Here is a 21,455-nt window from a genome sequence, read left to right on the forward strand (position 1 = left end):
CGTCAGCGGTCAAGTTTTGTAGGAAATTAGCCCGACCTGACGGAATGTGCTGAAAACGACCTGGATCAACCCACGTTGAGCTGACTCTTGAGCAGATCACGGAACGTCTGGATCAAGGGTTCCCGGCTACGACCACGGCGGATGATCAGGGAAAACGGCGCCTGGTAGCCGAAGGTCGCCGGCGACAGCACACGCAGATCGCCCTTGTCGACCCAGGCCTGGGCATAGTGCTCGGGCAGGTAGCCGATGTAGGCGCCGGAGAGAATCAGAATCAGCTGCGCTTCCATGCTCTCCACGGTGGCGGCGCTGTGCTTGAAACCGTGCCGGGCCAGCTCCGCCTGGCTCCAGTAGCCACGCCCGACCATGCGCTGCTGGGTGATCACCGGCTCCGGGATCCGTCGCTCGCCGAACAGCGCGTGGCGGCTGCTGCAATACAGCCAGTGCTGCTCGCGGTACAACGGCTGGTAGACCAGGCCGCTCATGCGCGATGAGAACGCCCCAATGGCCAGGTCCAGTCGGTTGTCCTGCACCCCCAGTTGCAGTTCGTACGGGCTGGACACCGACAGGTGCAGGTGCACCGCCGGGTGTTCCTGGCTGTAGGCGCCGATGGCCTCGGCCAGCGGCAGGGCGCGGTCGCCCACGGTGGAGTCGATCACCCCCAGGTTGAGGGTGCCGCGCAACTCGCCCTTGAGCGCCGCCGCATACTGCTCGAAACCGTCCAGTTCCCCCAGCAGGCGCAAGGTCTCCTGGTGGAACAGCTCGCCCTTGCTGGTCAGGCTGAAACCGCCACGGCCACGGTGGCAGAGCACGATCCCCAGGGCGCTTTCCAACTGGCTCATGTAGGTGCTGATGGCCGAGGTCGACAGGTTGAGGTCGCGCTGGGCATTGGCGAAGCCCTGGTGACGCACCACGCTGGCGAAGATCCGCAGCAGTTTCAGGTCGGGCAGCGATGAGGCCATGGGGCAACGGGTCCGTGGGCTGGAAGTGGCCTGAGTCTAACCCGACCGCACGCCGATAGTTCAGAAATTCCTGAAGTAAGTTTTTGTCGGTAGCGATTCTTCCCGGGCACTACCTTGCGCAGACTGCGGCGAAATGTCCCTGCCCGCCGGCATAACCAGACTAACGAGGCGCGCGGCGGCACAGGTTCGAACAAACAGAACAATCGACCGACTGATGAGGCCCACCGTGGACAAGATTCTCCACCAACCACTGGGCGGCAACGAAATGCCGCGTTTCGGCGGCATCGCCACCATGCTCCGTCTCCCCCACCTGCAAAGCGCCGAAGGGCTCGACGCCGCGTTCATCGGCGTGCCCCTGGACATCGGCACCTCGCTGCGCTCGGGCACCCGCTTCGGCCCGCGGCAGATCCGCGCCGAATCGGTGATGATCCGCCCGTACAACATGGCCACCGGCGCCGCCCCGTTCGACTCGCTGTCGGTGGCCGACATCGGTGACGTGGCGATCAACACCTTCAACCTGCTGGACGCCGTGCGCATCATCGAAGAGGCCTACGACGAGATCGTCGAGCACAATGTCATCCCGCTGACCCTGGGCGGCGACCACACCATCACCCTGCCGATCCTGCGTGCCCTGCACAAGAAGCACGGCAAGATCGGCCTGGTGCACATCGACGCCCACGCCGACGTCAACGATCACATGTTCGGCGAGAAGATCGCCCACGGCACCACCTTCCGCCGCGCCGTGGAAGAAGGCCTGCTCGATTGCGAGCGCGTGGTGCAGATCGGCCTGCGCGCCCAGGGCTACACCGCCGACGACTTCAACTGGAGCCGTCGCCAGGGCTTCCGTGTGGTCCAGGCCGAAGAATGCTGGCACAAGTCGCTGGAGCCATTGATGGCCGAAGTGCGCGAGAAAGTCGGTGGCGGCCCGGTGTACCTGTCGTTCGACATCGACGGCATCGACCCGGCCTGGGCGCCCGGCACCGGCACCCCGGAGATTGGCGGCTTGACCACCATCCAGGCGATGGAGATCATCCGCGGCTGCCACGGCCTGGACCTGATCGGCTGCGATCTGGTCGAAGTCTCCCCACCCTACGACACCACCGGCAACACCTCGCTGCTGGGCGCCAACCTGCTGTTCGAAATGCTCTGCGTGCTGCCGGGCGTGGTACGCCGCTAGCCGAAGCACCGCCCTTTGTAGGAGCGGCCTTGGGCCGCGAAAGGGCTGCGAAGCAGCCCCGGCTATTTATGTGAAAACGCCGAAACCCGGGGGCGCTGCGCACCCCTTTCGCGGCACAAGGCCGCTCCTACACACAGAGCGTTGCGCTGCAAGCGATTGCTTGACCCCGGCAGGAGCCATTCGGGAGGGCCATAGAGGCCCGTCAACACATGACAGGACCGCCGGGCGCCTTGCAGCGTCCGGACGGCCGATCTCGCCATAATAAAGATAATCGGGAGACCCCCAATGGCCTTGGACATCATCGTTGTACTGATCTATGCCGCCGGCATGCTCGGCCTCGGCTGGTATGGCATGCGGCGCGCGAAGACCCACGAAGACTACCTGGTGGCCGGGCGCAACCTCGGCCCGACCCTGTACATGGGCACCATGGCCACCACCGTGCTCGGCGGCGCCTCCACGGTCGGCACCGTGCGCCTGGGCTACGTCCACGGCATTTCCGGCTTCTGGCTGTGCGCCGCCCTGGGCCTGGGGATCATCGCCCTCAACCTGTTCCTGGCCAAGCCGCTGCTGCGCCTGAAGATCTTCACCGTCACCCAGGTGCTGGAGCGTCGCTACAACCCGATGGCCCGCCAGGCCAGCGCGGCGATCATGCTCGCCTACGCGCTGATGATCGCGGTGACCTCGACCCTGGCCATGGGCACCGTGCTGCAGGTGCTGCTCGACGTGCCGTTCTGGATGGCGCTGCTGTTCGGCGGTGGCGTAGTCGTGGTGTACTCGACCATCGGCGGCATGTGGTCGCTGACCCTGACCGACATCGTCCAGTTCGTCATCAAGACCGTGGGCCTGATGTTCATCCTGCTGCCGGTGTGCCTGTACAAGGCCGGTGGCTGGGACGCCCTGGTGGCCAAGCTGCCGGCGGCCAGCTTCAGCTGGACCACCATCGGCTGGGACACCATCATCACCTACTTCCTGATCTACTTCTTCGGCATCCTGATCGGCCAGGATATCTGGCAGCGGGTGTTCACTGCCCGTGACGAGAAGGTCTGCCAGCGCGCCGGCACCACCGCCGGTATCTACTGCGTGCTGTACGGCCTGGCCTGCGCCCTGATCGGCATGGCCGCCCATGTGCTGATGCCGGACCTGGCCAACCCGAACAACGCCTTCGCCGAGATGATCAAGGGCCAACTTCCCGAGGGCATCCGTGGCCTGCTGATGGCCGCCGCCCTGGCCGCGATGATGTCCACTGCCAGCGCGGGCCTGCTGGCCGCCTCGACCACCCTGACTGAAGACCTGCTGCCCAAGCTGCGCGGCGGCAAGCAGTCGAGCCTGGGCATCAACCGCCTGTTCACCCTGCTCACCGGCCTGGTGGTGCTGGGTATCGCCCTGGCGGTGAACGATGTGATCAGCGCGCTGACCCTGGCCTACAACCTGCTGGTAGGCGGCATGCTGATCCCGCTGATCGGCGCGATCTTCTGGAAGCGCGCGACCACCGCCGGGGCCATCGCCAGCATGACGCTGGGCTTCGGTACCGCGCTGCTGTTCATGTTCAAGGACGGCCTGGAGGCCAACTCGCCGATCTACTACAGCCTGGCGATCGGCCTGGTGAGCTTCGTGGTGGTCAGCCTGGCTTCGCGCAAGCCGGTGGCGACGGTGAACCTGGCCTGAGGCCAGACACGGGGCAACAACGCAAAAGGCCGCCGCATCGATAAGATGCGGCGGCCTTTTTGTCAGTGGTCAGCGCCGACGCGGCTGGCGCTTGCGCTGTTCTTCGTCGGTCGGGATCGGCACCGGCTGCAACGGTGGCGGGAGCAGGCCCAAGGCGACGGCGAGGTCATGGAGCCAGTTGTACATACGTTCGTTCATAGTGCCCCCTTGACGGGTCAGCCTCACGGTCAATCAAACTTGCAATGCGTCATACAGATCATAGACCTATGTCCTGTATTGCGCATGCCTCTGTTCCTACACATATGGGCGATTTTGACCCGGATCAAGCGCAGACGGCAGCTTCCGACGGTCGGTCAATCGTTTCGCTTTGTTGCAAATCGATCCAGGCCTGCAGATTCGCCCCGCGCTTCCCCTGGCGCCACATCAGCCAGGTCATCGCCTGGTCGAACGGCGCCTGCAGCCTGCATTGATGCTGGCGGCTGCAGGATTGACCGTGGCGGGCATGCTGGCCATCACAGGAAACCGCAGTTTGCAGGGCTGCCCACCGGGAACCCGAATGGCCTGACAGGGAAAACCCTGGCTGCAAAAGGTAGAAACCATTTGCGGCCTTTGCCATTGTATTTTATAAACTACATTGACCCGATGAAAACCATCGAATCCAGCAGTTTCAGGCGTTGGCTGATCGGGCTTAGGGATACCACGGCAAGGGCCAGAATCGTCGCTCGTATCAACCGACTCAAGGAAGGGCTAGCGGGTGACGTTTCACCGGTCGGCCATGGCATGAGTGAGCTGAGAGTCCATTACGGCCCAGGCTATCGGGTGTACTTTCACCAATATGGCGATACCTTGATCATCCTGCTTTGCGGCGGCGACAAAGGCAGCCAGCAGCGGGACATCAAGGCCGCCCGGCAGATCCTGCAGTCGTGGAGGATACAAAATGACTGAATCGTTCCATGAATTCGACGCCGCCGCCTATCTGACTTCCCCGGAAACCATCGCGCAGTTCATGACCGATGCATTGGAGACAGGGGATGCAGCCTACGTGGCAAAAGCTGTGGGCGTGGTGGCTCGCGCCAGGGGCATGAGTGAACTGGCAAAGGAAACTGGCCTGTCTCGCGAACAGCTTTACCGCTCGTTCAGTGAGCACGGCAATCCAACGCTCAAGTCGTTCCTGACCGTGATGAAAGCACTGGGAATAGACATGACTGCCAGACCTCACCTGGTCCAGCAAGGCGTGAGTTAACCGACAAACGAAATACCTTGCCGGCCCCTTGGCGGCTAATGCCACTCAAGGGCCGGCACTTGCTTCTACCCTGTCATCCCACCACCCTGCGCAACTGCTGCCGCACCCACGCCTCGGCGCTGACCATGACCACCCCGAGCAGCACCATTACCGCGCCGATCACGAAGTTCAGGCTCAGCGGCTCATCCAGCAGCAGCACGCCGAAGGTCACCCCGAACAGCGGCGTGATGAAGGAAAACACCGCCAGGTTCGAGGCCAGGTATTTGCGCAGCAACCAGAACCAGGTCAGGTAGCTGACGAACGACACCACGATCCCCTGAAACAGCACGCTGCCCACCGCCAGCGGGGTCAGCGAGAAATCGGCGATCTGCCCGCTCACCAGGGCGATCAGCACCAGCCCGACAAACCCCACTGCCAGCTGGTAGAACAGGGTCAGGGTCGCCGGCGCCTCGGACAGACGCGAGCCGCGCACCACCACCGTGGTCGCGCCCCAGGCCAGGCCCGCCAGGATCGCCAGGGCATCACCCAGCAACATGCGTCCATCGAGGTGTTCGAGGGAAACCCCGCCGGCGAAGGCCAGGGCAATCCCCCCGAAGGCCAGCAGGATGCCCAACCACTGCAACAGCCGCAGCCGTTCGCTGGGCATCATGAAATGCAGCCCCAGGGCGGTGAAGATCGGCGCGGTGTAGAGGAACACCGACATATGCGCCGCCGAAGTCAACTTTAGCCCCTCGGCAATGAACAGGAACTCCAGGCCAAACAGCGCGCCGGCCAACAACCCGGCACGCCAGGTACTGCCCACCTGGCTCCAGCCCCCGCGGAAGCAGACCAGCAGCCCCACCAGCAGCGCGGCGATGCCATTGCGAAACGCTGCCTGCATGACCGGTGCAATGTCCACGGCGGCGGATTTGATCAGCACCTGCTGGCAGCCCCAGATCAGGCACAGCCCCAGCATGACCTGGAAAGCGAAGGCGTCGGGGTTCTTGCGGACCGCGGTCATGGGCGGCCCCTCTGCAGGTTGAACGACATGGCAAGGCTCGGCAGTGAGAATGGATCCCGATTATCGGGTGACGGGCGCTGACGATGCCAGCCTAAATTATTCCACCCACAACTGCGCCCTGACCGTTCAACTGTCGGAAGTCCGGGTTGAAACCGCTCTCAGGCCAAGCCTTAGGGACTGATGCAGAGCTTGGCCTACCGTATCGCAAATACCGTTGGCCCTACGACGGGTGACAAGTGTTCGGCAGAAATGAAGCCCTCCCTGGCGTCCTTACGACCTTGGTCGTAAAGCGATAGCGCAAAACGCCAACGTGGACTACACCGAAGTACAGCAATTTCAAAATGACATCATCAGGAGGACATCATTAATGTTTACTGACATCAAACCGGGCCCGAAACCGAAACGGGAAGACGGCCAGGACGATAGAAGGAGGCACGTAAATCCTGAAACCAAACCAAAACATCCCACTCTTCCCGTCCACAAACCATCCAAGTAGCCAGCAACAATTGCCTGCCGCCTGCCACCTACCGACAAAGGAACGTATCGAAGATGAGCAAATCGGATAACGAATTCGTCAACCTTTCTCAAGACCATGAATTGAAAAACTGGCTCTACCGCAACCAGTTTTCGAAAAGCGAAGACAACGTCTTGAAGCTCAAGGGAATCATCAATCAAAAGGTGAAGAAAGGGCACACCAGTGACAACATCACGTGGGTCGAGCTCGATAACGCCCTGAAAAACAACAGGACCTGGTTCAACTCGCTGGCGGCCGTGACTCCTGCTTGATCACTTGGCTAGCAACATACCTCAACTGAACTTTCAATACGTCTCGTCCCTCCCAAATTGTATGTTTCACCGAGGACGAGACGATGAAGGTATTGAAAAGAGCCACAGTGCTCGCGGTTCTGATATCCACGCCCGCCTGGGCCTGCACACCGGAAGAGGCCACGCAGAAAAGAGAAGAACTGGCCGGACTGGTCAGCCAACTGACCGAGCAGAACCCGCGCAAGGCCAAGGAGATCAACGACGAGCTCCAGCACATGGAGCTCGGTACGGCGAGCAAGGACCTGCCGGACAAATGCCAGTTGATCGACAAGCGCATCCAGGAACTTAAAGAAGCGCAAAGGAAAACCTGACCGCGCCTGAATCAGCGCCGCTGCTGGGCCTGCATGTACTGGCGAAGCAACTGGTTGATGCGGGTCTGGTAGCCGGCACCCTGTTCCTTGAACCAGGCCAGTACGTCGGCATCCAGGCGGATGGTCACCGTCTGCTTGGCCGGCACCCGCAGCTCGGCGTGGCGGAAGAAGTCATCGTCGAGTTCGGGGATGTCCGAGGTATCGACCGGGGCTTGGTCTTGCTCACAGCTTCTGGACGGTTTCGACATAGCGCGTTTCCTCACGTCGAGTGGCTCTTCTGGCGGAAATGATGCGGATCACATCACCCTGCCGTTCGGTGTAGGCGACCACGCTGACCCAGGCATTGATCCAGCCCATGCCGATCCAGCGTGCCTCCGAGTACTCGAATCGCTCATCCCGCAACGCCAGCATCGGCTGGCGGAACATCTCGGGCACGTCGTTGAAGTCGATACCGTGTTTGCGGATGTTGAGCAGGTTCTTTTCCTCGTCCCATTCAAATCGCACGGGACAATCGTATTTACAGCTGTACATACGCTACTCCTCCTTGACTGCAGATGCCAGAGGAGTGTGGCGGTCGGGCGACAAAATGCCCGGGCTGGAATACGGTTTGGGAAAGGGGCTACGCGCCTTGGGGAAAGAGGTGAAGCAACCCGCCACCGTTGCAGTGGCGGGCTCATGGCCGGAGGGGCTTACTCAGCCGCCGGCTTGCGCTTTTTCAACGGTGCCAGGCCGTCGGAGCTGGCCAGAGGCGCATTGGCCTTCGGCTTGGCGGAAGGCTTTTTCTTGGCCGCGCCCTTCTTGTCGGCACCGGCCTTCTTCTCGACCTTTTTCTTCTTGCTGCCGGCTGCCTTGCCCGAGGCCTTGACCTTCTTCGGCCCGCTGTAGGTACCCTTGACCTCCTTGATGACGCGGCGCTCGAACTGCTGCTTGAGGTAGCGTTCGATGCTCGACATCAGGTTCCAGTCATTGTGGGTGATCAGCGAGATCGCCAGGCCTTCGCCACCGGCACGGCCGGTGCGGCCGATACGGTGCACGTATTCGTCACCGCTGCGTGGCATGTCGAAGTTGATCACCAGGTCCAGGCCGTCGATGTCCAGGCCACGGGCCGCGACATCGGTAGCCACCAGGACCTTGGAACCGCCATCCTTGAAGCGGTCGATGGCCAGCTTGCGGTCCTTCTGGTCCTTCTCGCCGTGCAGGACGAAGGCCTTGACCTCCTTGGCCACCAGGTGGCCGTAGATACGGTCGGCCAGGGCACGGGTGTTGGTGAAGATGATTGCCTTCTGGTAGGTCTCGTTGGCCAGCAGCCACTGCACGATCTGTTCTTTGTGCTGGTCGTGGTCAGCGGTGATGATCTGCTGACGGGTGCCTTCGGCCAGTTGCGAGACACTGTTGAGCATCAGGTGCTCAGGGTCCTTGAGCACTTTAGCGATGATATCGCGCAGGGCCGCACCACCCGTGGTGGCCGAGAACAGCAGGGTCTGCTTGCGGTTCTCGCACTCCTTGCACAGTCGCTCCATGTCTTCGGCGAAGCCCATGTCGAGCATGCGGTCGGCTTCGTCGAGGATCAGCACCTCAACGTGCGACAGGTCCAGGTTGCCGGCATTGAGCTGCTCGAGCAGACGGCCAGGGGTGCCGATCAGCACGTCCGGCACCTTGCGCAGCATGGCGGCCTGTTCCTTGAAGTCTTCACCGCCGGTGACCAGCCCCGACTTGATGTAGGTGAACTGGGAGAACAGTTTCACCTGCTTGAGCGTCTGCTGGGCCAGCTCGCGGGTCGGCAGCAGGATCAGCGCACGAATCTCCACGCTCGGGCCGCTACGGTCAACCAGGCGGTTGAGCAGCGGCAGCACGAAGGCGGCGGTCTTGCCGCTGCCAGTCTGCGCCGTCACCCGCAGGTCACGCCCTTGCAGGGCCAGGGGAATGGCCGCTGCCTGCACCGGCGTCGGCTCGACAAATTTCAGCTCGGCCACGGCTTTGAGCAGGCGTTCGTGCAGGGCGAATTGGGAAAACACGGGGTAACCTCGGGCAAGTGCGAAAAATTCAGTTGCATAGGGTAACGTTTTCCGTGGCCAGAACCGAAATTCTTTTGGCAACTTTGCGCCGATCCACGCTCTAATACCCCCTCATACCGCAACACAGACCGCTTCCACGCCCATGGACATCCAACGCTTCTGGCGCGACGCCCTCGACCTCTGGGGCACGCTCGACCAACATCCATTGCTGCACGCCGCCCTCGGCCTGATCGTGCTGCTGCTGGTCTCGCTGCTGGTCGGCCGCCTCGCACGCTTCCTGATCCTGCACTCCACCCGCCTGCTAGGCCGCCAACAGGCACTCAGGTGGCTGGACGACCTGCGCCACAACAAGGTATTCCACCGCCTGGCGCAGACCACCCCGTCGCTGGTGGTGCAGTTCGGCCTGAAGCTGGTGCCGGAGCTGTCGGCCACCACCCAGCACTTCCTCGGCAACGTCGCCCTGGCGGTGACCCTGCTGTTCATGACCCGCGCCCTGTCCTGCCTGCTCGACGCGCTGCTGGACATCTACGCCCGCACCGAGCACGCCCGTACCCGCTCGATCAAGGGCTACATGCAACTGGCCAAGATGATGCTGTGGATCTTCGCCGCCATTGTCATCGTCGCCACCTTGATCGACCGCTCGCCGCTGTTGCTGCTGTCGGGTCTGGGCGCCATGTCGGCGGTGCTGCTGTTGGTGTACAAGGACACCCTGCTGTCGTTCGTCGCCAGCGTGCAGCTGACCAGCAACGACATGCTGCACGTCGGCGACTGGATCGAGATGCCCCAGGCCGGCGCCGACGGCGACGTGGTGGACATCACCCTGCACACGGTCAAGGTGCAAAATTTCGACAAGACCATCGTCTCGATCCCCACCTGGCGCCTGATGAGCGAGTCGTTCCGCAACTACCGCGGCATGCAGCAGTCGGGCGGGCGTCGGATCAAGCGCAGCCTGTTCATCGACGCCGCCGGCGTGCGCTTCCTCAGCCCGGACGAAGAACAGCGCCTGGGCCAGGTACACCTGCTGGGCGACTACCTGGCGCAGAAGCGCCAGGAACTGCATCACTGGAACGAGGCCCTGGGCCCGGTGGCGGAGCTTTCGGCCAACCGCCGCCAGCTGACCAACATCGGCACCTTCCGCGCCTTCGCCCTGGCCTACCTGAAAAACCACCCCAACGTGCACCCGAACATGACCTGCATGGTCCGCCAGATGCAGACCACCGCCGAAGGCGTGCCGCTGGAGATCTACTGCTTCACCACCACAACGGTATGGGCCGAATACGAGCGCATCCAGGGCGATATCTTCGACTACCTGCTGGCGGTGCTGCCGGAGTTCGGGCTGAGCCTGTACCAGCAACCGAGTGGCAATGACATGCGGGTGGGGTTGGCGGCCAGGCCGCTGCCTCAAAGCCAGCCACGCAGCCTGGACGCATTGAGCGAGGCCTGACCGTCCAATCGGGGCGCTGGAGCGAGCGTCCCCTTTGCATTGCGCCCCCAAGGCGCACTACCCTAGGGCCATCCAGAACGACGTCATCACGGAAGATCGACGGCCCACTCGCCACGCCCCTCCCTGACGCTCGACAGACGCCTGCCACAGCCTTCGTGAGCGAGCCATGCCTCAGGACATTTCCAGCGTTTCACTGCACGACGCCCCGCCATCGCCTCGGCGCAAGGCCCTCGCCGCCGCCAGCCTCGCCCATGGCGTGCATGACGGCCTGACCGATGTCATCTACGTGTTGCTGCCCCTCTGGCAGGTCGCCTTCGGCCTCAGCTACGCTCAGGTCGGACTGCTGCGCGGCGCCTACGCCGGCATGATGGCGGGCTTCCAGCTGCTGGCCAGCAAAGGCGCCCGGCGCTGGGGGCGCGAAGCCCTGTTGGTCCAGGGCACGGCGCTGGCCGGGCTGGCCTACCTGCTGGCGGCCCAGGCCAGTGACCTGAGCCTTCTGCTGATCGCCCTGATGCTCGCCGGCCTCGGCGCCAGCACCCAGCACCCGCTGGCCAGCGCGCTGGTCGCCGATGCCTACGAAGGCAGTGGCAAGGTGAAGCAGGCCCTGGCCCAGTACAACTTCGCCGGGGATATCGGCAAGGCGCTGATCCCGGGCCTGGTCGGCCTGGTGCTGGTGTATGTGTCATGGCAGGCCAACGCCACCGCGCTTGGCCTGCTCGGCCTGGGGGCGGCAGCGGCGCTGTGGTGGCTGTTGCGCCAGGCACCACCCGCAGGGCAACCTGCGCGCAAGACCACAGCCCACGACCAGGTTGGCTCAAGCCCGGGGCTGGCGGCGCTGATCGCCACCGGCACCCTCGACAGTGGCGTGCGCATGGGTTTTCTTACCTTCCTGCCGTTCCTGCTGCAGAGCAAGGGCGCGACCACCGCGCAGATCGGCCTGGCCCTGACATTGCTGTTCATCGGCGGCGCCTTCGGCAAGTTGTTCTGCGGCTACCTGGGCGCCCGGCTGGGGCCGGTACGCACCGTGATCTGCACCGAACTGCTGACCGCCGGACTGATCCTGGTGGCGCTGCTGCTGCCCTACTTGCCGTTGATGCTGGTGATGCCTCTGATCGGCGTGGCCCTCAACGGCACCTCGTCGGTGCTGACCGGGCTGGTGCCGGACTTCGCCGGTCGCGAGCAGCGCGAGCGGGTGTTCGCCTGCTTCTACACCGGCACCGTCGGCGGCGGTGCGCTGGCGCCAGTGCTGATCGGCGCGATATCCGACCACACCGGGGTGCAGCAGGGGTTGATGGCGCTGGCGAGCGCGCTGCTGCTGACCCTGCCATTGTGCCTGGTCGTGCACACTGGCCTGCCGCGCCGGCAATGATCTTCAGGCTGCTCCCGGCAGCCTCGCGCGCTGGCCACCCAAGCGGCTCAACCATACCGATGCCAGGATCACCGAACCGCCAATGGCCAGGCGCCCGAGCGGTTCGTCCTGGTTCCAGATCAGCAGGTTGAGCAACAAGCCCACTGGCACATGCAGGTTGTTCATGACCGCCAAGGTGGCACCAGAGACCAGGCAGGCGCCCTTGTTCCACCAGTACAGCCCCAGCGCCGTAGGGCACAGGCCCAGGAACAGCAGCACCAACCACTGGGTGTCGGTGCTCGGCAGGTGCTGGGCATTGCCGAACAGCAGGAAGGCCGGCAACACCACCAGCAACGCGCCCAGGTAGAAATAGCCGAACCGGCGGTAGTGCGGCAGGTCGCTGGGGTGGCGGGCCACCAGGTGGCGGTACAGCACCTGGCCGGCGGCGTAGGTGAAGTTGGCCAGTTGCAGCAGCAGGAAGCCCATGAAGAACTCACCGGTGACCGTGTCGAAGCGGATCACCGCCGCGCCGGCCACGGCCACCAGGGCGGCGAGCAGCGCCCAAGGGTTGAAGCGCCGATTCAGGGCATCTTCGATCAAGGTGACATGCAGCGGGGTGAGGATGGTGAACAGCAGCACCTCCGGCACTGTCAGCACGCGGAAGCTGAGGTACAGGCAGACATAGGTGATGCCGTACTGCAGCGCGCCAATCAGCAGCATCGAGCGCATGAAGCGCGGCTCGACCTGGCGCCAGCGGGTCAGCGGCAGGAACACCAGCCCGGCCAGCAGCACCCGGACCAGCACGGCGAAGTAGCTGTCGACATGGCCGGCCAGGTACTCGCCGATCAGGTTGAAGGAGTACGCCTGGATCAGCGCGACGATTATCAGGTAGCCCATGGTTGGCCCTCGTGGATCAAGGCGGGGACCTTAGCGGGTTGGGCCTGGGCAGTTCAACCATGGGGATTGTGGGGGTGCTTGGGGGAGCCGCAGGGGGCCGTGGATCTGGTGTCATCGCAGGAATTGCAGGGGCCGCTGCGCGGCCCTTTCGCGGCACAAGGCCGCTCCTACAGAGAGCGCGTAAAGCAGATAAAAAAGCCCGGCCATGAACTGGCCGGGCAGGCACACCCAAAGGAGCAACAAGGTGTCAGGGTTGGGAATTCGTCGCGGCTCAGGCCACCGCGGCCAGCCTCGCCTTGGCCTGGTTCAGGCCCTTCTCGTGGAACTCGCCGCTCATGTTCAGGCCTTCGGCATGGATGAAGTCCACATCGTGGATGCCGATGAAGGCCATCACCTGGCGCAGGTAGGGTTCCTGGTGGTCACTGCTGGCACCGGCATGGATGCCGCCGCGGGCGGTCAGGACGATGGCGCGCTTGCCGTTGAGCAGGCCCTGCGGCCCGGTCGGGGTGTACTTGAAGGTGATGCCGGCGCGCAGCACGTGGTCCAGCCAGGCTTTCAAAGTGCTGGGGATGGTGAAGTTGTACATCGGCGCGGCCATCACCAGCACGTCGGCGGCCAGCAGTTCATCGGTCAGCGCGTTGGAACGCGCCAGCGCCTCACGCTCGGCGGCGCTGCGCTGCTCCTCGGGCTTCATCCAGCCGCCGAGCAGGTTGGCGTCCAGGTGCGGCACGGGGTTCACGGCCAGGTCGCGCACCTTGATCTCGTCGGCCGGATGCGCCGCTTGCCATTGCTGGATGAAGTCCAGGGTCAGTTGACGGGAAACGGAATCCTGCTGGCGGGCGCTGCTTTCGATGATCAGTACGCGGGACATGGGGTGCCTCCATCGGCGGTAAAGGGTGGCGATTCGATGGAGGTGAGATTAGTGGTTGACCTATCGATAAAAAAGCGTAAAAAGTGGGATCAACCTATCGATTTATCTGTTTTATTCCGCTTTGCAGTCGAGCACGATGCGCAGCTTGATGATCTGCCGGTTGAACTTGGCGGTGACATCCACGCTCCTGCCGGCGGGCACGTTGACCCGGCGCACACGTGGCGCCTCGGGGCCGTTGCGGAAGGTGACCTTGCACGCCGCCGGCACCTGCCCATAGTTGTTGAGGGTGATGGCGCCGATATCGTAGGCCGTGTCGTAGGCGGTGTAGTCGACCTTGACCCCGGTCAGGTCCTTCTCCACGTCGATCGGGTAAGCCATGGCCCCGAGGGGCAGGCACAACAGCAAAGCCGCACAACATTTCTTCATACGGGCGCTCTCCTTGGGAAGAGCGCAGCTTAGGACAACAGGAGCCCTGGATGAAAGCACCGCGCGTTACCCTGGATCAGTGGCGGACCCTGCAGGCGGTGGTCGACCACGGCGGGTTCGCCCAGGCCGCCGAGGCCCTGCACCGTTCGCAGTCGTCGGTGAGCTACACCGTGGCGCGGATGCAGGAGCAACTGGGCGTGCCGCTGCTGCGCATCGATGGGCGCAAGGCGGTGCTGACCGAGGCCGGCAGCGTGCTGCTGCGCCGTTCGCGACAACTGGTCAAGCAGGCCAGCCAGCTGGAAGACCTGGCCCACCACATGGAACAGGGCTGGGAGGCCGAGGTGCGCCTGGTGGTCGACGCCGCCTACCCCAGCGCTCGCCTGGTGCGTGCCCTGGCTGCCTTCATGCCGCAGAGTCGCGGCTGCCGGGTGCGCCTGCGCGAAGAAGTGCTGTCCGGGGTCGAGGAAGTGCTGCACGAAGGCATCGCCGACCTTGCCATCAGCAGCTTCAACATCGGCGGCTACCTGGGCACCGAGCTGAGCCCGGTGGAGTTCATCGCTGTCGCCCACCCCGAGCACGCCCTGCACCGCATGGGCCGCGAGATCACCTTCCAGGACCTGGAAAGCCAGCTGCAGGTGGTGATCCGCGATTCCGGCCGGGCCCAACCGCGCGATGTCGGCTGGCTCGGCGCCGAGCAGCGCTGGACGGTCGGCAGCCTGGGCACCGCGGCGACCTTCGTCGGCAGCGGCCTGGGCTTTGCCTGGCTGCCCCGGCACATGATCGAGCGCGAGCTGCGCGAAGGCGTGCTCAAGCCCCTGCCGCTGGATCAGGGTGGCAGCCGTCATCCGCTGTTCTACCTTTACTCGAGCAAGGAAAAGACCCTGGGCCCGGCCACGCAGATCCTTATCGAACTGCTGCGCAACTTCGACACCGCGCCGCTGGACGTGCCCTTCGCAGCCCCCCCGCAAGCCTGAGAGGACCGCGCCCATGGCCTGTTTCGAACACGACGGATGCCTGCTGCATTACGAGGAACACGGCCAGGGCGAGCCCCTGGTGCTGCTGCACGGGCTGGGCTCGAGCAGCCAGGACTGGGAACTGCAGGTGCCCGAGCTCAGCCGCCAGTACCGGGTGATCCTCATGGACATCCGCGGCCACGGGCAATCGTCCAAGCCGCGTGCGGGCTACCAGATAAAGACCTTCAGCGAAGATCTGCTGGCCCTGCTGCGCCATCTGGAGACCGGCCCGGTGCACTTCGTCGGCCTGTCCATGGGCGGCATGGTCGGCTTCCAGTTTGCCGTCGACCACCCCGACTGGCTGCGCAGCCTGTGCATCGTCAACAGCGCCCCCGAGGTCAAGCGCCGCACCCGCAGCGACTGGATCTGGTGGCTCAAGCGCTGGGGCCTGGCACGCCTGCTCAGCGTCGAGACCGTCGGCAAGGGCCTGGCCGCGCGGCTGTTCCCCAAGCCGGAGCAGGCCGAACTGCGGCGCAAGATGGCCGAGCGCTGGGCGCGCAACGACAAGCGTGCCTATTTGAAAAGCTTCGACGCCATCGTCGACTGGGGCGTGCAGGAACGCATTGGCCAGATCCGCTGTCCCACCCTGGTGATCGCCGCCGACCACGATTACACACCGATACAACTGAAGGAGCGTTACGTCGCCCTGATGCCCAACGCCAGACTGGCGGTCATCGACGATTCGCGGCACGCTACGCCCCTGGATCAACCTGAAGTCTTCAACCGTACCGTGCTGCAGTTCCTCGCAGCCGCTTCCACCTCTCAAGGATCTTTGAGCCCATGCTGAAAAAACTTCTGCTCACCGCCTGCTCGGTCGCCTTCGCCACCAGCGTCATGGCCTCCGACAAGACCCCGCACGTTGAGCTGGTCACCAGCTTCGGCAAGATCGAGATCGAGCTGAACGCAGAAAAAGCGCCGATCAGTACCAAGAACTTCCTCCAGTACGTGGACAGCGGCTTCTACAACAACACCATCTTCCACCGCGTGATCCCGGGCTTCATGGTCCAGGGCGGTGGCTTCACCGATCAGATGGTGCAGAAGAGCACCAAGGACCCGATCCGCAACGAAGCGAGCAACGGCCTGCAGAACACCCGCGGCACCCTGTCCATGGCCCGCACCTCCGACCCGAACTCGGCCACCAGCCAGTTCTTCATCAACGTCGCCGACAACGTTTTCCTCAACCCGGGCCGCGACCGTGGCTACGCGGTGTTCGGCAAGGTCACCAAGGGCATGGAGGTGGTCGACCAGATCGTCAACTCGCCGACCACCGTCAAGAAAGGCATGCGCGATGTACCGGCCGATCCGGTCTACATCAAGTCGGCCAAACGCATCGACTGATCCCGCGCCGCACAGGGACGTGAGTCGGGTCGAACAGGAGTGTCGTCACCCATGCTGTACCGTCGTTTCGAGCAGTTGATCGACATTTTCCGCGAGGCGCCCAGCGAGGCGCCTCCCGGCAAGGTCTGGCCCTTCTATCTTTATTACCTGCGCCAGGTGTGGCCGAGCTTCCTCGCCCTGCTGATCGTCGGCCTGATCGCCTCGCTGATCGAGGTGGCGCTGTTCAGCTACCTGAGCCGGATCATCGACCTGGCCCAGGGCACGCCCAACGCCAACTTCTTCAGCGAGCACAGCGGCGAGCTGATCTGGATGCTGGTGGTGGTGCTGGTGCTGCGGCCAGTGTTCTTCGGCCTGCACGACCTGCTGGTGCACCAGACCATCAGCCCGGGTATGACCAGCCTGATCCGCTGGCAGAACCACACCTACGTGCTCAAGCAGAGCCTGAACTTCTTCCAGAGCGACTTCGCCGGGCGTATCGCCCAGCGCATCATGCAGACCGGCAACTCCCTGCGCGATTCGGCGGTACAAGCGGTGGACGCGCTGTGGCACGTGCTGATCTACGCCATCAGTGCGCTGGTGCTGTTCGCCGAGGCCGACTGGCGGCTGATGCTGCCGCTGCTGGTGTGGATCGTCTGCTACATCGGTGCACTGTACTACTTCGTGCCAAGGGTGAAGGAGCGCTCGGTGATCTCCTCCGACGCCCGCTCCAAGCTGATGGGGCGCATCGTCGACGGCTACACCAACATCGCCACGCTCAAGCTGTTCGCCCACACCGACTACGAGCAGCAGTACGCCCGCGAGGCGATCAGCGAGCAGACCGAGAAAACCCAGCTGGCCTCGCGGGTGATCACCAGCATGGACGTGGTCATCACCTCGCTGAACGGCCTGCTGGTGGTCAGCACCACCGGCCTTGCCCTGTGGCTGTGGAGCCAATCGCTGATCAGCGTCGGCGCCATCGCCCTGGCCACGGGCCTGGTGATCCGCATCGTCAACATGTCCGGCTGGATCATGTGGGTGGTCAACGGCATCTTCGAGAACATCGGCATGGTCCAGGACGGCCTGCAGACCATCGCCCAGCCGGTCACCGTCAGCGACAGGCCCGACGCCCCGGCGCTCAAGGTCAGCCGCGGGGCGGTGCGCTTCGACCATGTCGACTTCCACTATGGCAAGGGCGGCAAGGTGATCGATGCCCTGAACCTGGACATCCGCCCAGGCGAGAAGATCGGCCTGATCGGCCCGTCCGGCGCCGGCAAGTCGACCTTGGTCAACCTGCTGCTGCGCCTGTACGACATCGACAGCGGGCGCATCCTCATCGACGGCCAGGACATCGCCGAGGTCAACCAGGCCAGCTTGCGCGCGCAGATCGGCATGATCACCCAGGACACTTCGCTGCTGCACCGCTCGATCCGCGACAACCTGCTGTACGGCCGGCCGGATGCCAGTGACGAGGAAGTCTGGGAAGCAGTGCGCCGGGCCCGGGCCGACGAGTTCATCCCGCAACTGTCCGATGCCCAGGGCCGCACCGGCTTCGACGCCCATGTCGGGGAGCGCGGCGTCAAGCTCTCCGGCGGCCAGCGCCAGCGCATCGCCATTGCCCGGGTGCTGCTGAAGAACGCGCCGATCCTGATCATGGACGAGGCCACCTCGGCGCTGGACTCGGAGGTCGAGGCGGCGATCCAGGAAAGCCTGGAGACGCTGATGCAGGGCAAGACAGTGATCGCTATCGCCCACCGCCTGTCGACCATCGCCCGCATGGACCGGCTGATCGTGCTGGACAAGGGGCATATCGTCGAAAGCGGCAGCCATGCCGAGTTGCTGGCACAGCGCGGGTTGTATGCGCGGTTGTGGCATCACCAGACCGGGGGGTTCGTCGGCGTCGATTGAGTTGAACGGGCCCTTGTAGGAGCGGCCTCGTGCCGCGAAAGGGCCGCAACGCGGCCCCGGCGATCTTTGCATCAACGCTGAAATCCTGGGGCCGCTTTGCGGCCCTTTCGCGGCACTAGGCCGCTCCTACAGGGATAGCGTGTGGCCAGACACTTCAAACCTGACGATACGGCAACATCCCCCGCGCCTCCTCGGCGTAGGCCATCACCCCTTCGCGCTCCTGGCTCAGGAAGTCCGTGACCGCCCGGCGCAACCCCGGGTGCAGCAGGTAATGCCACGACCGCGTGATCACCGGCTCGAACCCGCGAATCAGCTTGTGCTCGCCCTGGGCACCGGCATCGAAGCGCTGCAGGCCTTCACCGATCGCAAAGTCCATGCCCTGGTAGAAACAGGTCTCGAAATGCAGACGGTCGAATTCGTCCAGGCAACCCCAGTAACGGCCATACAGGCTGTCGCCCCCCACCAGGCTGAAGGCCATCGCCACCTCGCTCCCTTGCTGCCGGGCAATCACCACGCGAATCGCCTCGGGCATGCGCTCGGCCACCAGGCTGAAGAACTCGCGGGTCAGGTACGGTGCCCGTCGCCGTACGGCATAGGTGTTGGCATAGCAGCGGTAGACGAAGTCCCACTGCGCCTCGCTCAGTTCATCGCCACGGTACCAGGCGAAATCGATCCCCTGCCCCGCCACCTGCTCGCGCTCCTTGCGCATCTGCTTGCGCTTGCGTGAGCTGAGGGTGTCGAGAAAGTCCTGGAAGTCCCGGTAACCCCGGTTGCGCCAGTGGAACTGGCAACCCAGGCGCTCCAGCCAGCCCGGCTGGCCGGCAATGGCCGCGTCCAGCACGCTGTCGGTGAAGTTGATGTGCGCCCCTGACAGCCCACCCTTGCCCAGGTACTCGGGAATCGCCTGCAACAGCAGCAGGCCATCGGCTGGATCGGCGGCCAGCAGACGCGGCCCGGCGACCGGGCTGAACGGCACCGCGCCGAGCAGCTTGGGGTAGTAGGCAATGCCCGCGCGCTCGCAGGCATCGGCCCAGCCATGGTCGAACACGTACTCGCCGAACGAATGCCACTTGCGGTAGGCCGGCAGCAGCGCCCGCACCTCGCCATCGCGCTCCAGCACCAAGTGTTCGGCGGCCCAACCGGTGTCGGGCACCACGCTGCCACTGTCTTCCATGGCACTGAGAAAGGCGTGGCGCAGAAACGGCTGAGCGTCGGGCACCAGCGCGTCCCAGGTGGTCGCCGGCAGGTCGCGCAGGTGGGTAAGGCTGTGAAGGCTGATCACGGTTGCAACTCGCTATGGACAGGGCGCCAGTATTGCCAAAGCCGCCGTGACACACAAATGACGGCCTGTTTACTTAACAACAGTGCCACTATTCAGACATTATTCTGTCATTCCCCCCCGCAATACTTGCGCCTGTTTTCCGGAACCCCAGAACCTGTCTGTGTCCTGTCTCGGAAATACGTTCTCTTTTGGCGAGTGGCTTGGGTGTTCGGGCAAGGCGCCGCGACGAGTCATAGCAGGGCTATGGCGAGGAGTGGCAACGCCGGCCGGGCGCCCAAGACGCCGCCAAAAGTGAACAGCTTATTTCCGAGACAGGACACTAGTCAGGCCCTTTCCGAAGACATGCCAACTTGGGGGCGGGCGCTTGAGCCTCCCCACTTTTTCCAACAGGGAGAACCTTATGCGTCTTGTTTCTACACTTACCGGGGTGAGCCTCACCGGCATGATGCTGGCTCTGAGTACTCCGGCCAGTGCTGCTGTCGACGCCAAGCTGCTCGAAATACTCCGCGCCAACGGCTCGATCAACCAGGCGCAGTACACCGAACTGCAGGGCGACCTGGCAAAGGAAACCAAGGAAAAGGCCGACCAGAAAGCCCAGTCCGAGCGCCTGAGCTCCTTCGAACAGAAAGTGGCATGGGCCGCCAAGACCCAGATCAAGGGTGACGTGCGCCTGCGCTATGAAGACGTCAACGTCGACAACCCCAACAGCCGCAGCGGCAACCAGGACCGCGAGCGCGTGCGTGCCCGCGTCGGTTTCTACAGCGAGATCAACCCGCAGGTCGACGCCGGCATTCGCGTGGCCACCGGCAGCAGCTCGGACGCCCGCTCGACCAACCAGAGCCTGGACAACTACTTCGACAAGAAATCGCTGTGGGTGGACCTCGCTTACCTCGACTGGCACCCGACCGCCGTGCCGAACCTGCACCTGATCGGCGGCAAGATGCTGCAGCCGTGGGTGAGCATGGGCGACATCATCTGGGACAGCGACATCAACCCGGAAGGCGTGGCCGTCACCTACAAGACCAACCTGGGCGGCGCCGAAGTATTCGGCAGCGCCGGTCACTACACCCTCAAGGACAACGTCGACGGCGACGGCGTGCAGTTCAAGCACGACGCGCAGCTGTACCACGGCCAGTTGGGCACCAAGTTCAACCTGGCTGACAGCGTCAAGGTCACCGTCGGCGGCAGCCTCTACGGCTTCGACAACGACAAGAAGTCGGCCGTGCTGCGCAGCTTCGGCAACACCACCACCGAGTTCAACCTGGCCGAAGGCTTTGGCCAGGTGGACTTCACCGGCTTCGCCATCCCGCTGTCGGCCTATGGTCAGTTCGTCAAGAACACCGACAGCACCGACGGCGAGGACAAGGCCTGGCTGGCCGGTTTGAAGACCAAGCTGGGCGCCTGGAGCCTGGACTACAACTACCGCGACGTGCAGCGCAACGCCGTGGTCAGCCTGTTCACCGACTCCGACTTCGGCGCCGGCTTCACCGGTTCGCGTGGCCACAAGTTCAAGGTCGGCTATGAGATCGACAAGAACTTCTCCCTGGGCGCGGCCTACCTGATGGCCAAGACCGACCTGTCGCAGTTGCCGAACAACAATGCTGACGTCGACACCCTGCAGGTCGACCTGGAAGCCAAGTTCTAAGCGCTACGCTCCCTTGCTCCACCCTGAAGCGGGAAATGCCGACCCCATCCGGCATTTCCCGCTTTTTTTGCCTGTCAGAAAGCCGGGGCTGCTTCGCAGCCCTTTCGCGACA

Annotated in this window: 23 protein-coding genes and 1 pseudogene; 13 read left to right on the plus strand and 11 right to left on the minus strand. The window is 63.8% G+C overall.

The annotated features are described in order from the left end of the window. Nucleotides 1–65: 65 nt before the first annotated feature. A complete protein-coding gene (locus V0R62_RS01345; RefSeq protein WP_028691117.1) occupies nt 66–959 on the minus strand; it encodes a LysR family transcriptional regulator in 894 nt (297 codons plus the stop codon). 226 nt (nt 960–1,185) lie between these two features. Here V0R62_RS01345 and speB point away from each other — a divergent pair, with 226 nt between their 5' ends. Both speB and V0R62_RS01355 read left to right on the plus strand, forming a co-directional pair. After that, the gene (speB, locus tag V0R62_RS01350; RefSeq protein ID WP_028691118.1) at nt 1,186–2,136 is read left to right on the plus strand and encodes an agmatinase; all 951 of its coding nucleotides are present in this window, start codon (nt 1,186–1,188) and stop codon (nt 2,134–2,136) included. Nucleotides 2,137–2,421: 285 nt separating this feature from the next. Then, entirely contained in the window at nt 2,422–3,801 is a 1,380-nt protein-coding gene (locus V0R62_RS01355; RefSeq protein ID WP_096049576.1) for a sodium:solute symporter, read from the plus strand. 69 nt (nt 3,802–3,870) lie between these two features. Here the strand turns inward: V0R62_RS01355 and V0R62_RS01360 are convergent, their stop codons facing one another. Together V0R62_RS01360 and V0R62_RS01365 are read right to left on the minus strand one after the other, a co-directional pair. Further along, entirely contained in the window at nt 3,871–3,999 is a 129-nt protein-coding gene (locus tag V0R62_RS01360) for a PA1414 family protein (RefSeq protein WP_256206021.1), read from the minus strand. Between the two features lie 124 nt (nt 4,000–4,123). Continuing rightward, a pseudogene (locus V0R62_RS01365) lies at nt 4,124–4,261 on the minus strand (LysR family transcriptional regulator); the annotation flags it as partial. Between the two features lie 182 nt (nt 4,262–4,443). Between V0R62_RS01365 and V0R62_RS01370 the strand changes: the two are divergent. Further along, nucleotides 4,444–4,746, plus strand: coding sequence for a type II toxin-antitoxin system RelE/ParE family toxin (locus V0R62_RS01370; RefSeq protein WP_330102396.1), 303 nt, complete (start codon nt 4,444–4,446; stop codon nt 4,744–4,746). Next, nucleotides 4,739–5,044: an addiction module antidote protein gene (locus V0R62_RS01375; protein ID WP_330102397.1), complete on the plus strand. Its 306-nt coding sequence runs from the start codon at nt 4,739–4,741 to the stop codon at nt 5,042–5,044. Before V0R62_RS01370 ends, V0R62_RS01375 begins: the two co-directional genes overlap by 8 nt. A 73-nt stretch (nt 5,045–5,117) precedes the next feature. On the opposite strand, the gene V0R62_RS01380 is transcribed toward V0R62_RS01375, so the two are convergent. After that, nucleotides 5,118–6,044: a DMT family transporter gene (locus V0R62_RS01380; protein WP_330102398.1), complete on the minus strand. Its 927-nt coding sequence runs from the start codon at nt 6,042–6,044 to the stop codon at nt 5,118–5,120. Between the two features lie 549 nt (nt 6,045–6,593). Here V0R62_RS01380 and V0R62_RS01385 point away from each other — a divergent pair. Together V0R62_RS01385 and V0R62_RS01390 are read left to right on the plus strand one after the other, a co-directional pair. Beyond that, entirely contained in the window at nt 6,594–6,830 is a 237-nt protein-coding gene (locus tag V0R62_RS01385; protein WP_330102399.1) for a hypothetical protein, read from the plus strand. A gap of 83 nt (nt 6,831–6,913) precedes the next feature. After that, entirely contained in the window at nt 6,914–7,180 is a 267-nt protein-coding gene (locus V0R62_RS01390; RefSeq protein WP_330102400.1) for a hypothetical protein, read from the plus strand. An 11-nt stretch (nt 7,181–7,191) separates the two neighbouring features. Here the strand turns inward: V0R62_RS01390 and V0R62_RS01395 are convergent, their stop codons facing one another. The 3 genes from V0R62_RS01395 to V0R62_RS01405 form a co-directional block, all read right to left on the minus strand. Next, nucleotides 7,192–7,428, minus strand: coding sequence for a BrnA antitoxin family protein (locus V0R62_RS01395; RefSeq protein ID WP_330102401.1), 237 nt, complete (start codon nt 7,426–7,428; stop codon nt 7,192–7,194). Further along, complete coding sequence (locus tag V0R62_RS01400) at nt 7,403–7,684, minus strand: BrnT family toxin (protein WP_330102402.1); 282 nt, start codon at nt 7,682–7,684, stop codon at nt 7,403–7,405. Before V0R62_RS01400 ends, V0R62_RS01395 begins: the two co-directional genes overlap by 26 nt. Nucleotides 7,685–7,869: 185 nt before the next feature. Then, on the minus strand, nt 7,870–9,195 hold the full coding sequence (locus V0R62_RS01405; RefSeq protein ID WP_330102403.1) for a DEAD/DEAH box helicase: 1,326 nt from the start codon (nt 9,193–9,195) through the stop codon (nt 7,870–7,872). Between the two features lie 142 nt (nt 9,196–9,337). On the opposite strand from V0R62_RS01405, the gene V0R62_RS01410 reads away from it, so the two are divergent. Beyond that, complete coding sequence (locus tag V0R62_RS01410; RefSeq protein ID WP_330102404.1) at nt 9,338–10,639, plus strand: mechanosensitive ion channel family protein; 1,302 nt, start codon at nt 9,338–9,340, stop codon at nt 10,637–10,639. Nucleotides 10,640–10,805: 166 nt separating this feature from the next. Continuing rightward, entirely contained in the window at nt 10,806–12,008 is a 1,203-nt protein-coding gene (locus V0R62_RS01415; protein WP_330102405.1) for an MFS transporter, read from the plus strand. A 3-nt stretch (nt 12,009–12,011) separates the two neighbouring features. On the opposite strand, the gene V0R62_RS01420 is transcribed toward V0R62_RS01415, so the two are convergent. The 3 genes from V0R62_RS01420 to V0R62_RS01430 form a co-directional block, all read right to left on the minus strand. Then, nucleotides 12,012–12,884 (minus strand): carboxylate/amino acid/amine transporter, encoded by an 873-nt coding sequence (locus V0R62_RS01420; protein WP_330102406.1) that lies wholly within the window; start codon nt 12,882–12,884, stop codon nt 12,012–12,014. Between the two features lie 271 nt (nt 12,885–13,155). After that, nucleotides 13,156–13,755: an FMN-dependent NADH-azoreductase gene (locus V0R62_RS01425; RefSeq protein ID WP_062574818.1), complete on the minus strand. Its 600-nt coding sequence runs from the start codon at nt 13,753–13,755 to the stop codon at nt 13,156–13,158. Nucleotides 13,756–13,866: 111 nt separating this feature from the next. After that, nucleotides 13,867–14,181, minus strand: a complete 315-nt coding sequence (locus V0R62_RS01430) for a 3-phosphoglycerate kinase (RefSeq protein ID WP_330102407.1) — start codon at nt 14,179–14,181, stop codon at nt 13,867–13,869. A 50-nt stretch (nt 14,182–14,231) separates the two neighbouring features. On the opposite strand from V0R62_RS01430, the gene V0R62_RS01435 reads away from it, so the two are divergent. Genes V0R62_RS01435 through V0R62_RS01450 form a run of 4 tightly spaced genes read left to right on the plus strand, consistent with a single transcriptional unit; the run spans nt 14,232 to nt 18,416 of the window. Next, a complete protein-coding gene (locus V0R62_RS01435) occupies nt 14,232–15,155 on the plus strand; it encodes a LysR family transcriptional regulator (protein WP_028693074.1) in 924 nt (307 codons plus the stop codon). Nucleotides 15,156–15,168: 13 nt separating this feature from the next. Next, nucleotides 15,169–15,981 (plus strand): alpha/beta fold hydrolase, encoded by an 813-nt coding sequence (locus V0R62_RS01440; RefSeq protein ID WP_330102408.1) that lies wholly within the window; start codon nt 15,169–15,171, stop codon nt 15,979–15,981. Beyond that, entirely contained in the window at nt 15,975–16,532 is a 558-nt protein-coding gene (locus tag V0R62_RS01445; RefSeq protein WP_330102409.1) for a peptidylprolyl isomerase, read from the plus strand. The genes V0R62_RS01440 and V0R62_RS01445 overlap by 7 nt, the downstream gene beginning before the upstream one ends. Before the next feature lie 51 nt (nt 16,533–16,583). Beyond that, on the plus strand, nt 16,584–18,416 hold the full coding sequence (locus tag V0R62_RS01450; protein WP_330102410.1) for an ABC transporter ATP-binding protein: 1,833 nt from the start codon (nt 16,584–16,586) through the stop codon (nt 18,414–18,416). 154 nt (nt 18,417–18,570) lie between these two features. Here V0R62_RS01450 and V0R62_RS01455 read toward each other — a convergent pair whose 3' ends face one another. Beyond that, entirely contained in the window at nt 18,571–19,698 is a 1,128-nt protein-coding gene (locus V0R62_RS01455; RefSeq protein WP_330102411.1) for a GNAT family N-acetyltransferase, read from the minus strand. A gap of 400 nt (nt 19,699–20,098) precedes the next feature. Between V0R62_RS01455 and V0R62_RS01460 the strand changes: the two genes are divergently transcribed. Continuing rightward, complete coding sequence (locus V0R62_RS01460) at nt 20,099–21,343, plus strand: putative porin (protein WP_050706803.1); 1,245 nt, start codon at nt 20,099–20,101, stop codon at nt 21,341–21,343. The last annotated feature ends 112 nt before the right edge of the window (nt 21,344–21,455 follow it).

Source organism: Pseudomonas carassii, assembly GCF_036324045.1.
In the GTDB taxonomy this organism is placed as follows: Bacteria; Pseudomonadota; Gammaproteobacteria; order Pseudomonadales; family Pseudomonadaceae; genus Aquipseudomonas; species Aquipseudomonas peradeniyensis.

Coding starts and splice junctions, on each gene's coding strand:
- V0R62_RS01380 (WP_330102398.1), bottom strand. CDS start 6,044: ATGACCGCGGTCCGCAAGAACCCCGACGCCTTCGCTTTCCAGGTCATG.
- V0R62_RS01385 (WP_330102399.1), top strand. CDS start 6,594: ATGAGCAAATCGGATAACGAATTCGTCAACCTTTCTCAAGACCATGAA.
- V0R62_RS01415 (WP_330102405.1), top strand. CDS start 10,806: ATGCCTCAGGACATTTCCAGCGTTTCACTGCACGACGCCCCGCCATCG.
- V0R62_RS01450 (WP_330102410.1), top strand. CDS start 16,584: ATGCTGTACCGTCGTTTCGAGCAGTTGATCGACATTTTCCGCGAGGCG.
- V0R62_RS01420 (WP_330102406.1), bottom strand. CDS start 12,884: ATGGGCTACCTGATAATCGTCGCGCTGATCCAGGCGTACTCCTTCAAC.
- V0R62_RS01445 (WP_330102409.1), top strand. CDS start 15,975: ATGCTGAAAAAACTTCTGCTCACCGCCTGCTCGGTCGCCTTCGCCACC.
- V0R62_RS01435 (WP_028693074.1), top strand. CDS start 14,232: ATGAAAGCACCGCGCGTTACCCTGGATCAGTGGCGGACCCTGCAGGCG.
- V0R62_RS01430 (WP_330102407.1), bottom strand. CDS start 14,181: ATGAAGAAATGTTGTGCGGCTTTGCTGTTGTGCCTGCCCCTCGGGGCC.
- V0R62_RS01345 (WP_028691117.1), bottom strand. CDS start 959: ATGGCCTCATCGCTGCCCGACCTGAAACTGCTGCGGATCTTCGCCAGC.
- V0R62_RS01355 (WP_096049576.1), top strand. CDS start 2,422: ATGGCCTTGGACATCATCGTTGTACTGATCTATGCCGCCGGCATGCTC.
- V0R62_RS01390 (WP_330102400.1), top strand. CDS start 6,914: ATGAAGGTATTGAAAAGAGCCACAGTGCTCGCGGTTCTGATATCCACG.
- V0R62_RS01375 (WP_330102397.1), top strand. CDS start 4,739: ATGACTGAATCGTTCCATGAATTCGACGCCGCCGCCTATCTGACTTCC.
- V0R62_RS01425 (WP_062574818.1), bottom strand. CDS start 13,755: ATGTCCCGCGTACTGATCATCGAAAGCAGCGCCCGCCAGCAGGATTCC.
- V0R62_RS01410 (WP_330102404.1), top strand. CDS start 9,338: ATGGACATCCAACGCTTCTGGCGCGACGCCCTCGACCTCTGGGGCACG.
- V0R62_RS01460 (WP_050706803.1), top strand. CDS start 20,099: ATGCGTCTTGTTTCTACACTTACCGGGGTGAGCCTCACCGGCATGATG.
- V0R62_RS01395 (WP_330102401.1), bottom strand. CDS start 7,428: ATGTCGAAACCGTCCAGAAGCTGTGAGCAAGACCAAGCCCCGGTCGAT.
- V0R62_RS01440 (WP_330102408.1), top strand. CDS start 15,169: ATGGCCTGTTTCGAACACGACGGATGCCTGCTGCATTACGAGGAACAC.
- V0R62_RS01370 (WP_330102396.1), top strand. CDS start 4,444: ATGAAAACCATCGAATCCAGCAGTTTCAGGCGTTGGCTGATCGGGCTT.
- V0R62_RS01360 (WP_256206021.1), bottom strand. CDS start 3,999: ATGAACGAACGTATGTACAACTGGCTCCATGACCTCGCCGTCGCCTTG.